The organism is Halomonas sediminis (assembly GCF_044871105.1).
Taxonomy (GTDB): Bacteria; Pseudomonadota; Gammaproteobacteria; order Pseudomonadales; family Halomonadaceae; genus Vreelandella; species Vreelandella zhuhanensis.
Map to the genome: position 1 here is coordinate 2,231,594 of NZ_CP085246.1, position 14,676 is coordinate 2,246,269.

A 14,676-nucleotide genomic window follows, 5' to 3' on the forward strand; every position below is an offset into this window, starting at 1 on the left:
GAAGGAGTCCGACATGTCAATTCTCGACAGCCTTTCCGAGACGCAGCCACTCTATATCGACGGTCGCCGGGTGGAGGCTACGTCCGGCGAGATGTTTACCGTGACCAACCCTTTTGACGGCAGCCTGCTGGCCAATGTCCAGCAAGCCAGCCAGGCGGATGTCGACAGCGCCGTTGAAGCAGCGCAGCGCGGCCAACGCGAATGGGCCGCCATGACCGGCATGCAGCGTGGCCGCATCATGCAACGCGCAGTGGCACTATTGAGAGAACGCAACGACGAAATCGCCGAACTGGAAACGCTCAACACCGGCAAACCCATCAGTGAAACCGCCAACGTGGATATCGTCACCGGTGCCGACGCACTGGAATATTACGCGGGGCTGGCGCCGGCCATTGAGGGCAGCCAGATTCCGCTGCGTGACAGCTCCTTCGTTTATACCCGCAGGGAACCGCTGGGTGTCATCGGCGCTATCGGCGCCTGGAACTACCCGATCCAGATCGCTTGCTGGAAGGCCGCACCGGCGCTGGCCGCCGGAAACGCCATGGTGTTCAAGCCCAGCGAAGTCACTCCGCTTACCACCTTGGCGCTTGCCGACATCTTCACCGAAGCCGGCCTGCCCAATGGGGTATTCAACGTGGTGCAGGGCGATGGCCGCGTGGGACAGATGCTTACCGAGCATCCCGGCATCGCCAAGGTGACGTTCACCGGTGAAGTCGGCACCGGCAAGAAAGTCATGGCTGCCGCCGGGGGCTCCACTCTCAAGGGCGTCACCATGGAGCTCGGCGGTAAATCGCCGCTGATCGTGTTCGCCGATGCCGACCTGGACCGCGCCGCCGATGCCGCCATGATGGCCAACTTCTATTCCAGCGGGCAGATCTGCACCAATGGCACCCGGGTGTTCGTCGAGCGCACGGTCAAGGACGCCTTCGAGGCCAAGGTGGTCGAACGCGTGGCGCGTATCAAGGCCGGCGACCCCCTCGACCCGGAGGTCAACTTCGGCCCCCTGGTGAGCTTCGAGCATCAGGAAAAAGTGCTTTCCTATATTGAACTCGGCAAACAGGCAGGCGCCACGCTGCTCGCCGGCGGCAATGCTTGGAATCAGGGTGATAGAGGCGGAATTGAATGGTCCCAGGGTGCCTGGGCCGCGCCTACCGTTTTCACCGATTGCACCGACGAAATGCGTATCGTACGCGAGGAAATTTTTGGCCCGGTCATGGCGATTCTCGCCTTCGATAACGAGGACGAAGTCATTCAGCGTAGCAACGCTACCGTTTACGGGCTTGCCGCCGGGGTCTTCAGCGAAAGCCTGAACCGTGCCCACCGGGTGATCCATCAACTGGAAGCGGGGATCTGCTGGATCAACACCTGGGGCGAATCTCCCGCCGAAATGCCTGTCGGTGGTTACAAGCAGTCCGGCATCGGTCGTGAAAATGGCATCGAGACGCTGGCCCACTATACCCAGACCAAGTCCATCCAGATCGAGATGGGCCCGTTTGAGTCGGTATTTTAAGGAGACCTGAATGACCCGACATGAATTCGACTACATCATCATCGGGGCGGGTTCCGCCGGCAATACGCTGGCGGCGCGCCTGACCGAAGACGCCGATGTCAGTGTGCTGCTGCTTGAAGCCGGCGGCCCGGACTACCGTCTGGATTTTCGTACCCAGATGCCGGCCGCTCTGGCGTATCCGTTACAGGGCAAGCGCTACAACTGGGCGTTTGAGACCGACCCCGAGCCGCACATGGACGGCCGGCGCATGGAATGCGGGCGCGGCAAGGGGCTGGGTGGCTCCTCGCTGATTAACGGCATGTGCTACATCCGGGGTAACGCCCTGGATTACGATAACTGGGCGCAACAGCCGGGGCTCGAAGACTGGGACTACTTGAGCTGCCTGCCTTATTTCAAGAAATCCGAAACGCGTGATATCGGCCCCAATGCCTATCACGGCGGCGAGGGACCGGTCTGCGTGACCACGCCCAAATCCACCAATAATCCCTTGTACCGTACCTTCATCGAGGCCGGTGTACAGGCGGGTTACCCGGAAACCGAGGACGTCAACGGCTACCAGCAGGAAGGCTTCGGCCCCATGGATCGCTTCGTGACGCCCAAGGGCCGCCGGTCCTCCACCGCTCGCGGCTATCTGGATCGGGCCAGGCATCGCCCCAACTTGACCATCGAAACCCACGCCACCACCGACGTGATCGAATTCGAAGGCAAGCGTGCCGTGGGCGTGCGCTATGCCCGCAAGGGCCAACAGCAAGCAGCCAAGGCACGCCGTGAGGTATTGCTGTGCGGCGGCGCCATCGCCTCTCCGCAGATTCTGCAACGCTCGGGCATCGGTAACCCTGAGCACCTGCGCGACTTCGATATTGCGCTGGTCAACTCCCTGCCCGGCGTGGGTGAGAACCTCCAGGACCATCTGGAGATGTACATTCAATATGAATGCAAACAGCCGATTTCGCTGTATCCGGCTTTGAAGTGGTACAACCAGCCGAAGATCGGCGCCGAATGGCTACTGTTCGGCAAGGGCGTCGGCGCCAGCAATCAGTTCGAATCCTGCGGTTTCATTCGCAGCAATGACGACGAAGCCTGGCCCAACCTGCAGTATCATTTCCTGCCGATCGCGATCAGCTACAACGGCAAGAGCGCCGTTGAAGCACACGGTTTCCAGGCTCACGTAGGCTCGATGCGCTCGGAAAGCCGCGGGCGTATCCGCCTGACTTCACGTGACCCGGATGCCGTTCCCAGCATCCTGTTCAATTACATGTCCACCGAGAAGGATTGGCAGGAATTCCGGGATGCCATTCGTTTGACCCGGGATATCATCGCCCAGCCCGCCTTCGATGCCTATCGAGGCCCTGAGGTCTCACCCGGCCCGGAGGTTCAATCCGACGCCGAGCTCGACAGCTTCGTCAAGCAGCATGCCGAAACCGCCTATCACCCTTGCGGCACCTGCCGGATGGGTGAAGACCCCATGGCGGTGACCGACGGCGAAGGCCGCGTTCACGGCGTGGAAAGCCTGCGTGTGGTGGATGCATCACTCTTCCCGTTCATTCCCACCGGCAACCTCAATGCCCCCACCATCATGCTGGCGGAAAAGATCGCCGACAGGATTCGTGGCCGTCAACCGCTGCCGCGTGCCGAGGTGGATTACTTCGTCGCTGACGGCCTGCCCGCCAGACGTTCGGAAAAGCATTCCGCCTGATTCCGATCAAGCCGCCTCCAAACGCCGTGCTCCCGCTCAAGGGACACGGCGTATTGTTGTCCGACGCTGGGATTATCTCTCGACAATGGGGCAAGACGCTTGCATCACGGCAAGCTTGTCTGCCAATATTCAAACAACTGTTCGAGACAGCGCCTCTTTCCTGACCATTGCTGGAGATTCCTCATGCTCACCCTATTGCTTATCCTGCTGGCCGTGGCCGGCCTGCTTGTCGTGATGCGCCGCGAGGCCGGCGCCACGTCGGCGCTTGCGGTGCTGGGCGTCCTGGGTATTGCCGGGCTGTTACTCGACGCTGAGCTGATCGGTGTCGTCTTGTTGCTCGGCGCCGCGCTTATCGCCGCTGCCGGTTTGCCCATGCTGCGCCGCCGATGGCTCACGCCGCGCCTGTTCGCCATGTTCAAGAAAGTCGCGCCCAAGGTCTCCGACACGGAACGTACCGCCCTGGAAGCCGGCACGGTATCCTGGGACGGTGAGCTGTTTTCCGGCAGGCCCCAATGGAACAAACTGCTCGATTATCGCGATGACGGCATCACCCAGGAGGAACAGGCTTTTCTCGACAACCAGTGCGCCAAGGCTGCAGGGATGTGCAACGCCTGGAACATCACCCGCGAGCGCGCCGACCTGCCTCAGCCATTATGGGATTTGCTCAAGCGGGAAGGCTTCTTCGGTCTGATCATTCCCAAGGAGTACGGCGGCCTGGGCTTCTCTGCCAAGGCGCAGTCGCTGGTGCTGCAAAAACTCTCGGTCAATGAAACCCTGATGGTCACGGTGGGCGTTCCCAACTCCCTCGGCCCGGGCGAATTATTGCTCAAATACGGCACCGAGGAGCAAAAGGATCACTACCTGCCGCGTCTGGCTGACGGGCGTGAAATCCCCTGTTTCGGCTTGACTGGTCCCCGCGCCGGAAGTGACGCCACGGCGCTGCCCGATACCGGCATCCTGTGCAAGGAAATGATCGACGGCCAGGAAGTCCTGGGCCTGCGTCTGAACTTCGAAAAGCGCTGGATCACCCTGGCGCCGATTGCCACCGTGGTGGGTCTGGCCTTTCGCCTGTTCGACCCGGAGCACCTGCTAGGCGACGAAACCAACCGAGGCATTACCCTGGCGCTGATTCCACGCGACACGGCGGGGATGGAAATCGGGCGTCGTCACCACCCCATCGGCAGCCCCTTCATGAACGGCCCGATCAAGGGCCAGAACGTCTTCGTCCCGCTGGATACCATCATCGGCGGCCCGGAGATGATCGGCCAGGGCTGGCGCATGCTGGTCGAGTGCCTGTCCATCGGCCGTTGCATCACGCTGCCCTCCGGCGCCACCGGCACCGCTCGCTATGCCCTGGGCTGGAGTGGCGGCTTTACCCGCGTTCGCCGTCAGTTCAACGTCCCAGTCGCGGAAATGGAAGGCGTTCAGGAACCTCTGGCACGTATGGCGGCGCTGGCTTATATCTCCCAGGCGACGGTGTATCAGACCGCCAACCTGATCGATCATGGCGAAAAACCCGCCGTGCCCTCGGCGATTCTGAAAAGCCAATTGACCGAATTCCAGCGCGTGATCCTGAGCGATGCCATGGATGTGCATGGCGGCAAGGCAGTGACGCTTGGCCCGCGCAACTATCTGGGCATCGGTTACAGTGCCAACCCGGTGGCGATCACCGTGGAAGGCGCCAACATCATGACCCGCAACCTGATGATCTTCGGTCAAGGTGTGATCCGCTGCCATCCGTATGTACTCGAAGAACTGGCGGCGAAGGATGCCGATGACATCCAGGCGTTCGACAAGGCGTTTTTCAGTCATGCCGGCTTGATCTTCGGTAACGCCGCCCGCGCCTTTACCCTGGGGCTGGAGCTAGGCAAGGCCAAGGTTCCCTTTGAAGGCCCTGCTGCCGTTTACGCCCAGGATATCACCCGGCTCTCCGCGGGCTTCGGGCTGTGTGCAGACGCTGCCATGGCAAGCCTCGGCTCCGCCTTGAAAAAGCGTGAAATGCTTTCCGCTCGCCTCGGCGACGTGTTATCCAACCTGTATCTGGCCTCCATGGTACTCAAGCAGTGGCAGGCGAACGACAAGCGAGTCGAGGGTGAAGAGGCCCTGCTGCATTACAGCTGCCGTTTCTTGCTCCAGCGTGCCGAACAGGCCTTCGTCGAAGTTTTCGATAACCTGCCCAACCGACCGCTGGGCAAGACCCTGAAATGGGTCGTGATGCCTACCGGGCGCCGTTGGGACAAGCCGCATGATGATTTCGCCCGTGAAATCGCCGGCAAGGTCTCCACGCATAGCGCTCTGCGCAGCAAGATGCTGGAAAACACCTGGGATAGCGACGATGGCGAAGTGAGCAACCCACTGGCTCGTTACAATGCGCTGCTGGTGGATTACGAGCGTGCCGAGAAGCTTTATCGCACCGTCAACAAAGCCTATGCCAAAGGGGAACTACCCGAGACCGCCCTGCATCCCGAACAGCGTATGACAGCCGCCCTGGAAAAAGGCCTGGTCAGCGAAGAGGATGCCAAGTTCATGGAAATTTTCGAAGCGGAAGTGCTGGAAATGCTCAGTGTCGATGACTTCGCTTACGATGAGTTCGCCACCGACAAGGCAACCCTGATCGACCATAACGCCACGGTTTCTTGACGTGTCTCGCTTATAGAGGCCATACCCACAGAATCATGGGCATGCCTACTGCCAACACTAGCAGTGACATGGGCAGGCCCAGCTTCCAGTAATCACCGAAGCGATACCCCCCCGGTCCCAGTACCAATGTATTGGACTGGTGGCCGATGGGGGTCAAAAAGGCGCAGGAAGCACTCACCGCCACCACCATCAGGAAGGGGTCCAGCGAGGCGTCGAAACCCTCGGCCAGGCTGGCGGCAATCGGCGCCATCAGCACCGCTGCCGCCGCGTTGTTGATGACGTTCGACAACAGCATGGTAATCACGAACAGCGTCACCAGGGTGACGATCACCGGCCACTGCTTTCCAAGGGTCAGCAGCCCTTCGGCAATCAGCCCTGCACCGCCGCTGGTCTCCAGGGCATTGCCCACCGGAAGCATCGCAGCGAGTAGGACAATCACCGGCCCATCAATGGCCTGATAGCCGTCACGCAGCGACAACACCCCCACCAATAGCGAAACCAAGGCCGCGCTGGTCAGCGCCACGGCAGCGGGTAATAGCTCGAACAGGATAGCGAGAATAGCCAGAGCAAAGATAGCCAGCGAGATCATCAGCATGCGCGGCTGACCAATGGTCAGATTACGATTGGCCAACGGCAGGCAACCCAGTGTCGCCAGGCTTTCGGCGAGCTCACTTTCCCCGCCTTGCATCAACAAGACATCGCCTGGGCGAAAGCGAATTTGCCGCAAGCGTTGCTTGAGCCGGCTGCCGTCGCGCGCCACTGCCACCAAGTGCAGGCCGAACTGGTTTTGCAGACGCAATTGGGTCACGGTGCGATTGATCATCATGGAGTCGTTGCGCACCACTGCCTCGACCAGTTCCAACCCCTGCGTGTCGACACTCGCCGCCCTTGTCTTCTTGTCGGCTTTGCTTTGCTTGGCGCCATTTTCGGCAGACGGGTCCTGGTCCTGGTCCTGCTCTTCACTGGATTCTTCTGGATCAATCCCCACCACCAAGCCTGCCTTGTCCTCAAGCTGCTTCATTTCTTCAGGACCGGCTTCCAGCAATAGAATATCGCCCTCTTTCAGCGCTCCCAGAAAGACATGACCCGCCTGGCGATGATCATCACGCACCACCGCCAATACCGGGATGGTATATTCAAGCTCGCGCTGCAGTTCGCGTAACGTCCAGCCGAGCGCTTTCGAGTTTTCATCGACCCTGGCTTCCACCAGATAGTTCGACGTATCGAACATTTCCTCGGTGGAAGCTTTACCGGCGCGCTGCGGCACCAGCCGCCATCCCAGTACCAGCACAAAGATCAAGCCGGTCAGCGCCACCACCGCCCCGACCGGAAAGAAGGCAAACAGGCCGAAATTCTCCTCGCTGATGCCTCCCCGATAGTTGGCAATAATGATATTGGGCGGTGTGCCGATCAGGGTGGTCAAACCACCCAACAAGGAACCGAAAGCCAGCGGCATCAACAGCAGAGAGGGCGAGGTGTCATGCTCGCGAGACAGGCGCATGGCCACCGGCAACAACAGTGCCAGAGCACCGACATTATTCATGAAGCCCGAGAGCACCACGACAGTCCCTGTCAAAGCGGCAAGTTGCAGGAACAGGCGCTCTCCCACCTTGAGCACTTGGTCGGCAATGATATCCACCACGCCGGAACGCTCGAAACCACGACTCAGCACCAGCACCGCCGCCACCGTGACCACCGCCGGATGACCGAACCCCATGAAGGCCTGCTCTGCCGGGACCAGTCCCAGCATTACCGAAACGAGCAGTGCCGCCAACGCTACCAGATCATAGCGAAAGCGCCCCCAGACAAACGCTACAAGGGTTACCCCCAGCAAGAGAAATACCAGGGTACTATCGGCTATCGGCATTATTTGGACATTTTTTCCAGCATGGTATTTACCGCGTCGAGATGTTCCGGTTCGTTGTGGCACATGCCCTGAAAGACTGCGCACAGATCGAGAAAATCCTTCAATTCGGTGCGCTGCGCCATCTTCATCAAGCGCTTGGTCAGGCGGGTTGCCTTGGGCGGCTGGGCGGCAATGCGTGCGGCCAGTGCCTGCGCCTCTTCCATCAAGGCTTCCGGTTCGAAGACATCCAGAACGATGCCATATGTCTTGGCTTCCTGGGCATCAATGATTCGCCCGGAAAGAGTCAGCTCGAAGGCACGCTGATAGCCGATCAGGCGCTGCATGAACCAGGCCCCGCCATCGCCGGGAATGATCCCCAGGTTGAGAAAAGTTTCGCCGAATTTGGCCTTGCTCGAGGCCAGCCGCATATCCGCCATGTTGGCCAGATCGAAACCGGCACCGATTGCCGGGCCGTTCACCGCCGCAATAATCGGCACTTCCACCTCTTGCAGTGCCAGCGGAATACGCTGGATGCCTTGCCGATAACGAGCGGAGACTTCAGCCACATCACCGGCGAAATCCCCGCCCCGATTGGCCATGTCCTTGACGTTGCCGCCGGCGGAAAAAGCCGAGCCGGCACCGGTGATCAACAAGACCGACACATCGTCGCAACGGTTGACCCAATCGGCCACCGCAACGATATCGTCCACCAGGGCGGTGCCGGTCAAGGCATTGCGCACATCATGGCGGTTCATGGTCAGCGTCGCCACGCGGTTTTCCAGCGTCAGGTCGGCATCGGTCAGGGTAGGCAGCGGCAGGTTCATGCGTTCTCCTTGATTCATTGTCCAGGCTCCACGATAACCCGTGCATCGACCACCGCATAGCCATCCGGATAGGCAATCACCGGATTGAGATCCAGCTCCGAAAGCTGCGGATAGGCCTGCACGATGCGCGACACCTTGAGCAGCAAATCCACCAAGGCGGCCTTATTCACTCCGGCCTCGCCACGCGCGCCTTCCAGCACTTTTTTCGCCTTGAGCTGTTCCACCATTGAATCGGCATCGTAACCTGTCAGCGGAATCGAGCGGAATGCCACGTCTTCGAGGATTTCCACGAAAATGCCGCCTAAGCCGAACATCAATACCGGGCCGAAGATCGGGTCGCGAATAACCCCGATAATCACCTCGACACCCTTGCGTGCCATGGGCGTCACCAGTACGCCTTCGATCGCTGCCTTCGGGTCGTAATCGTGACAAGAAGCCATGATCTGATCAAATGCCCGGGCAAGTGCCGCCTTGCCGACCAGATTGAGCTTCACGCCTCCCGCATCGGATTTATGCAGAATATCCCGGGAGACCACTTTCATCGCCAGGGGAATCTCGCCGAATTCGTCGGCAATCGCCACCAGATCACTGCGGTTGATGGCCACCTGTTCTTTGGGCACCTCAATGCCGTGCTCGGCGAGAAGCGCCTTGGCCTCGTATTCCAGGAAGTCACGCCCTTCCTGACGCGCGCGTTCAAATACCGCGCGCATGCTGGGTACGGGCAGCATGTTCGGCTCGCTGGCGCCCTGTTCAAGGTGCTTTTCCTGCTGGGCCAGATAAAGGCCGCGCTCACCCAGGGCAGCGAGTACCCGCACCGCATGCTCGATCGAGGCATAGATCGGTAATCCCGCTTCATGCAGCCGCCGCAGTGCCGGGGGTTTGATCGGTGCATACAAACTGTAGATGACCAGCGGCTTATCGGTGGCATTCGACAGATCCACCATGGCCTCGGCACCACGCATTTCATCACCCAGCAGCGATTCGGCAAAGCGCAGACTGTAGCCACCGAACATCCCCACCAACAGGACGCTATCGACATTGTTATCCTCGGCAACGATCCGCATGCATTCCGCCAGCAGTGCCGGGTTACTGTCGGAGGAGCCCGCCACATCCACGGGATTGCGCGTGGAGGCCTGGGGCAACAGAATCGTGCGCAACCGCTCACGGCTTGTGTCACTCAACTCCGCAAGCGCCAGGCCGGCTTCCGCCAGGCGGTCGGAGGCGATGGTCGCCTGGCCGCCGCCATCGGCGATGACCGCCACGCGCTTGCCACTGGCCTTCTGCAACAACCCCAGCCCTTCGGCTACCGGCAGGATTTCATCGGAATATTGGACCACGCTGACCCCGTGCTGACGCAGCAGGTCAACGGTCATCTGGTAGCTGCCCGCCAGGGCGCCGGTATGCGAACTCGCTGCTTGGCGGCCCTGTTCAGTAGAGCCCGACTTGTACACCACCACCGGCTTCATGGCGGTTACCTCGCGCGCCACCTCAAGGAATTTTCGTCCGTCGCGAAACCCCTCGACATACAGCGTGGCCACCCGGGTGTTTTCGTCTTCGCCCAGGTAGCGCAGGTAATCGTTGAAGCCGATATCGCTCTGGTTACCCGGACCGATATAGGTACTGAAACCCACCTGGCCGTTGTGCTGCGCTTCAAGCGCCAGCGAAAGCAGCATATTGCCGGACTGCGAAACGATGCCGATATCTCCCGGCTTGAGATTATCCAGCGCCAGGAGATTGATATTATGATGCAGATTGAAGATGCCCGAGGTATTGGGCCCGATGATGCGCACCCCATGCGCTTCGGCCTTGGCCATCATTTCGCGCTCGAGCGCCGCCCCTTCGGGACCCGTTTCGCCAAAGCCGCTGGCCAGGATAACCACCCCCTTGACGCCTCGCCGGCCGCACTCGGCAATCAGGCCGGGCACGGTCGCGGCGGGCGTACATAACAACGCCAATTCAGGTGAGCCCGGAATCGCACTGACCGACGGCCAGGCTTTCACGCCGAGAATCATCTCGGCCTTGGGGTTGACCGGATAAATATTCCCGCGATAGCCCTCTTTGACCAGACCGACCATGGCTTTGTAACCGCGCTTGGTAGGATCAGCGGAAGCTCCCACCACAGCGATGCCTTTGGGGGCGAGAATGTCGTGCAGCGGGCTGCGTGTCGGAAGATGGCCTTCGATGGGATTCATGGTGATTCACTCGCCTTTGAAATCGGGGGTACGTTTTTCAGCGAAGGCATTCACGCCTTCCTGCCAGTCGGCGGTGGTGGAGCAGGTAAAGACCGCATCCAGCTCTTGCTGCAACTGGCTATCCAGATCATTTCCCACACCAATATTCACCAGACGCTTGAGCATGGCGATGGAAATCGGCGCTTGCTTGCCCAGCACCGCAGCCAGTCGATACGCCTCGCTTAACAGCACATCCCCCGGCCAGCTCGCGCTTGCCAGGCCGATACGTGCGGCCTCCTCGCCATCGATGCGCCGCCCGGTGTAGAGCAGCTGACGCGCCCTGTTCAGCCCCACCAATTGCGGCAACATCTTGGAAACCCCGCCACCCACACAAGTACCGATGCTGGTTTCGGGAAAACCGATCTGCGCCTCTTCCGCCATCAGGATAAAATCGCAGGCTACTGCCATTTCCGCCCCTGCGCCCAAGGCATAACCGTTGACCGCAGCGATCACCGGTTTTTTCAGCCGAATGATCGTTTCACACACATCGTTACCCAATTGCAGGTATTGACGACGTTGAAACAGGCTACGCTCGGCCCCGCCGTGCTCTTTCATATCGGCGCCCACACAGAATGCTCGCCCTTCTCCAGTGAGTATCACCGTACGAATCGCGCGGCTGCGCTCGGCATATGCAAGCGCTTCCAGCAATTCGGTGTAGAAAGCCTCGACCACGGCATTGAGGCGATGCGGTCGGTTGAAACGAATTTCCAGTACGTTGCCCTGCTGGTGGAGCAGCAGCGTTTTATAGTCGGGAAGCGAAGCGGAAGGCACGGATTCAGAAGGCATGGAGGTATCCAGTCTGCAGAATTTAAAAAAAGCTGAAATGAAAGCCAAATGGAACAAACGTTTCTCTTTCAGATATAAACATCACATCTGTATTGATATAAAGACTAGCCGAATGGGTCAATTATAGTCAATACATACGTTTCTATATAAATAAATAAAGATACATATGTTTCGTCAACGCCGATTTAGCCCGACCACCTCTTTATATAAGTTTTCAGGGCCTGCGTTACAATGCGCCCATTCAACCGCCTGAGGAGCCTGCAATGTCAGCGTCCAGCCCCCATGACAACCCGCTTGAAGAAGCCCTCACCGAAGAGCTGCCTTCCTCCACCCGGTTGGACGTCATCAATCAACGGCTTGCTGAAGCCTATCCCGAGCTCAGCCCTCAGCTGAAGCTGGCCGCGGGTTATGTACTCGAACATCCCATGGATATCGCCTTTCAGTCGATTCGCAAATCCGCCGCGGCGGCAGCGGTCACACCCTCTACCCTAGTAAGGCTAGCCAAGCGCATGGGGTTTGATAGCTACGAGCTGTTTCGGGACGTGTTTCAGTCAGCGGTACAGGCAGGGCCGATCGAGCTTTCCGGGCGCGCCACTCACTTGCGCAACCTGGCGCATACCGAGGATCCGATATTTCTCGATGTGGGCGACGCGGCTTTCGACAACATCGGCAAGCTCTTCACCGCCGATAACCAGGCCCGGGTGCGCGACGCCGCCAGGCTGATTCTCGATGCGCGAAAAGTCGCTGTGGTGGGATTTCGCGACACCTTCGCCTGCGCCTATCACTTCGCTTATGTAGGGCGCATCGCGATGCCGGAAATTCATTTGATTCGGGGATTGGAAGGGGGGTTGCTCACCGAGCTGGACCGCTTCGATGAGCATGATGTGGTGGTGGCCTTCGGCTTTGAACCCTATTGTGCCGAAACGGTGAAGGCGCTGGAGGTGACAGGCGCCAATGGAGTGCGTTCGATCGTGGTCACCGATACGCTGCGTTCCCCGCTGGTACCCGGCGCGCAGATCACTTTTACCGTGGCCAACGCCACGCCGCACTTTTTCCCGTCGATTCTTTCCGCCATTACCTTGATCGAGGCGATATTGGCCGAATGCGTGGCTTTCGGGCCCAATCATCTGGTCGACAACGTCGCCGATTTCGAAACCCGCATGCGCCGCATGGGCGCTTATGTCGAGATTGACTGATTCAAGTTCATCCGTTTCAGATCATGGCAACAGGATCGTCGAGCCGGTGGTCTTGCGGCTTTGCAATGCATCCTGGGCCTTGCCGGCGTCGGCCAAGGGGTAACGATTGGTCACGTCGACCTTGATCTTGCCGCTTTCCAGCATGGCGAAGAAATCCTCGCACATCATTTCCAGGCGTTCGCGGGTATCGGCATAGCCATTCAGGCTCGGGCGCGTGACGAACAGCGAACCCTTCTGGTTGAGAATCCCGATATTGACGCCCTCGACCGGGCCTGAAGAGTTGCCGAAACTGACCATCAAGGAACGCGGCTTCAAACAGTCCAGGGAGATCTCCCAGGTGTCCTTGCCCACCGAGTCGTATACCACGTCGCACATCTCGCCGTTGGTCAGTTCACGCACCCGCTCGGCCACGTTTTCCCGGGTGTAATTGATAGTCGCCCAAGCGCCGTTGGCCATCGCCAGGTCGGCTTTTTCCTGGGAGCTGACGGTACCGATCAGTTTTACGCCCAGCGCCTTGGCCCACTGGCAGGCAATCGAGCCCACGCCACCGGCGGCGGCGTGAAACAGAATCGTCTCGCCCCCTTTCAAGGGGCAGGTCTGGCGTAGCAGGTATTGCACGGTCAACCCCTTGAGCATGCTCGCCGCCGCAGTTTCAAATTCGATGAAGTCCGGCAATGCCACCACTTTTGCAGCGGGCAAGGTATGCAACTGCGCATAAGCACCCAGCGGGCCTTGAGCGTAGGCCACCCGATCCCCCACCTTCAAATGGGTAACGTCTTCACCAACCGCATCCACCACGCCGGCGCCTTCCGTTCCCAGGCCTGAGGGCATCTTCGGTGCTGTATACAGGCCGGTGCGAAAATAGATGTCGATGAAATTCAAGCCGACCGCCTTGTTGCGCACCCGGACGTCAGCGGGGCCGAGCTCGGCCGGTGCCGCCTCGACCAGCTCAAGCACCTCGGAGCCGCCGGTCTGGGAAAACTGGATACGTTGACTCATGGGGATGTCCTTTATAGTTTTTGGATCGTGCGGCTATCCAACCGCGTGAGGCGCGAGAAATCAAGGCGGTAACTCAGCCAGCGTCTCGGCCGACTCCCATGATAGGCTAATCTTCCGAGTGTTTTTTACGGGCGGGTATTTTTTACTGGAGGTCGCAAAAGTATCCATGAAGCATCCGACTATTTCGCTACCGCGCTTGATCGGTCATCGCGGCCTTTCCAGTCAGGCGCCGGAAAACAGCTTATCGGCGGTACGCGCCGCTCACCAGGCCGGTATCGACTGGGTGGAACTGGATGTTCAGCTGCTCGGGGATGGTACCCCGGTGATCTGGCACGACTTGGACGTGTCACGCTGCTCCGATGGGCGTGGAAGCTTGCGCCGTTACGATTGGTCCCAAGCGTGCATGTTGGATACCGGCAGCTGGTTCGGAGATCATTTCAGCGGGGAACGCATGGCCAGCCTGGAAGCCATGCTGGCGCTAGTGGTGAAACTCGATATGGGGATCAACCTGGAATTGAAGGTCAACAAGGGCCGGGATCCTATCGCTCTGGTCGAAAGCGTTCTCCCTCGACTCATGCAGGTACTTTCACCCCAGCGTCTGATCGTCTCATCGTTCAACCAGGTCGCCCTGGCGCATGCCCGCCAATATGCCGACGCTTCCCAGCTGGCCCTGGGTGCGCTGTTCGGCAGTTTGCCTGGCGATTGGCACTACCAGTGCCAAGCGATGGATGCGTTTAGCGTCCACGTGCATTGGCCGCGCCTCAAACGCCCCCAGGCTCAGGCAATCGCCCAGGCGGGATATCCGCTAATCTGCTACACCGTTAACGATCCCAGTGCTTTCGCGCCGCGCTGGGGCTGGGGAGTCACCAGCGTCATCAGCGATGACCCTACCCGGTTCAAGATTCCCATCACCTAAGCTTTGAGGTGTTTCTGGTCAGCGCAACGTCC

General features: G+C 59.6%; 10 protein-coding genes. 5 read left to right on the top strand and 5 right to left on the bottom strand.

Annotated elements, in window-relative coordinates:
* The first annotated feature begins 13 nt into the window (after window positions 1–13).
* The 3 genes from betB (at window position 14) to LG290_RS10605 (ending at window position 5,846) form a co-directional block, all read left to right on the top strand.
* Window positions 14–1,510 carry a betaine-aldehyde dehydrogenase gene (gene betB / locus LG290_RS10595; protein WP_499834805.1) on the top strand — a complete coding sequence of 499 codons (1,497 nt, stop codon included), beginning with the start codon at window positions 14–16 and terminating at the stop codon, window positions 1,508–1,510.
* Window positions 1,511–1,520: 10 nt separating this feature from the next.
* Complete coding sequence (gene betA / locus LG290_RS10600) at window positions 1,521–3,206, top strand: choline dehydrogenase (protein WP_499834806.1); 1,686 nt, start codon at window positions 1,521–1,523, stop codon at window positions 3,204–3,206.
* A 183-nt stretch (window positions 3,207–3,389) separates the two neighbouring features.
* Window positions 3,390–5,846 (top strand): acyl-CoA dehydrogenase, encoded by a 2,457-nt coding sequence (locus LG290_RS10605; protein ID WP_499834807.1) that lies wholly within the window; start codon window positions 3,390–3,392, stop codon window positions 5,844–5,846.
* A gap of 10 nt (window positions 5,847–5,856) precedes the next feature.
* On the opposite strand, the gene LG290_RS10610 is transcribed toward LG290_RS10605, so the two are convergent.
* From LG290_RS10610 to LG290_RS10625, 4 genes are read right to left on the bottom strand one after another with little or no spacing between them, the layout of a single operon-like run.
* Complete coding sequence (locus tag LG290_RS10610; RefSeq protein WP_499834808.1) at window positions 5,857–7,713, bottom strand: SLC13 family permease; 1,857 nt, start codon at window positions 7,711–7,713, stop codon at window positions 5,857–5,859.
* The gene (locus LG290_RS10615; RefSeq protein WP_499834809.1) at window positions 7,713–8,534 is read right to left on the bottom strand and encodes an enoyl-CoA hydratase-related protein; all 822 of its coding nucleotides are present in this window, start codon (window positions 8,532–8,534) and stop codon (window positions 7,713–7,715) included. The genes LG290_RS10610 and LG290_RS10615 overlap by 1 nt, the downstream gene beginning before the upstream one ends.
* On the bottom strand, window positions 8,531–10,708 hold the full coding sequence (locus tag LG290_RS10620) for an acetate--CoA ligase family protein (protein ID WP_499834810.1): 2,178 nt from the start codon (window positions 10,706–10,708) through the stop codon (window positions 8,531–8,533). The genes LG290_RS10615 and LG290_RS10620 overlap by 4 nt, the downstream gene beginning before the upstream one ends.
* A gap of 6 nt (window positions 10,709–10,714) precedes the next feature.
* On the bottom strand, window positions 10,715–11,533 hold the full coding sequence (locus LG290_RS10625) for an enoyl-CoA hydratase/isomerase family protein (protein WP_499834811.1): 819 nt from the start codon (window positions 11,531–11,533) through the stop codon (window positions 10,715–10,717).
* Window positions 11,534–11,796: 263 nt separating this feature from the next.
* Here LG290_RS10625 and LG290_RS10630 point away from each other — a divergent pair, with 263 nt between their 5' ends.
* On the top strand, window positions 11,797–12,729 hold the full coding sequence (locus tag LG290_RS10630) for a MurR/RpiR family transcriptional regulator (RefSeq protein WP_499834812.1): 933 nt from the start codon (window positions 11,797–11,799) through the stop codon (window positions 12,727–12,729).
* A gap of 21 nt (window positions 12,730–12,750) precedes the next feature.
* Here the strand turns inward: LG290_RS10630 and LG290_RS10635 are convergent, their stop codons facing one another.
* Window positions 12,751–13,728 carry an NADPH:quinone reductase gene (locus LG290_RS10635; protein ID WP_499834813.1) on the bottom strand — a complete coding sequence of 326 codons (978 nt, stop codon included), beginning with the start codon at window positions 13,726–13,728 and terminating at the stop codon, window positions 12,751–12,753.
* 166 nt (window positions 13,729–13,894) lie between these two features.
* Here LG290_RS10635 and LG290_RS10640 point away from each other — a divergent pair, with 166 nt between their 5' ends.
* Entirely contained in the window at window positions 13,895–14,644 is a 750-nt protein-coding gene (locus tag LG290_RS10640; RefSeq protein ID WP_499834814.1) for a glycerophosphodiester phosphodiesterase family protein, read from the top strand.
* The last annotated feature ends 32 nt before the right edge of the window (window positions 14,645–14,676 follow it).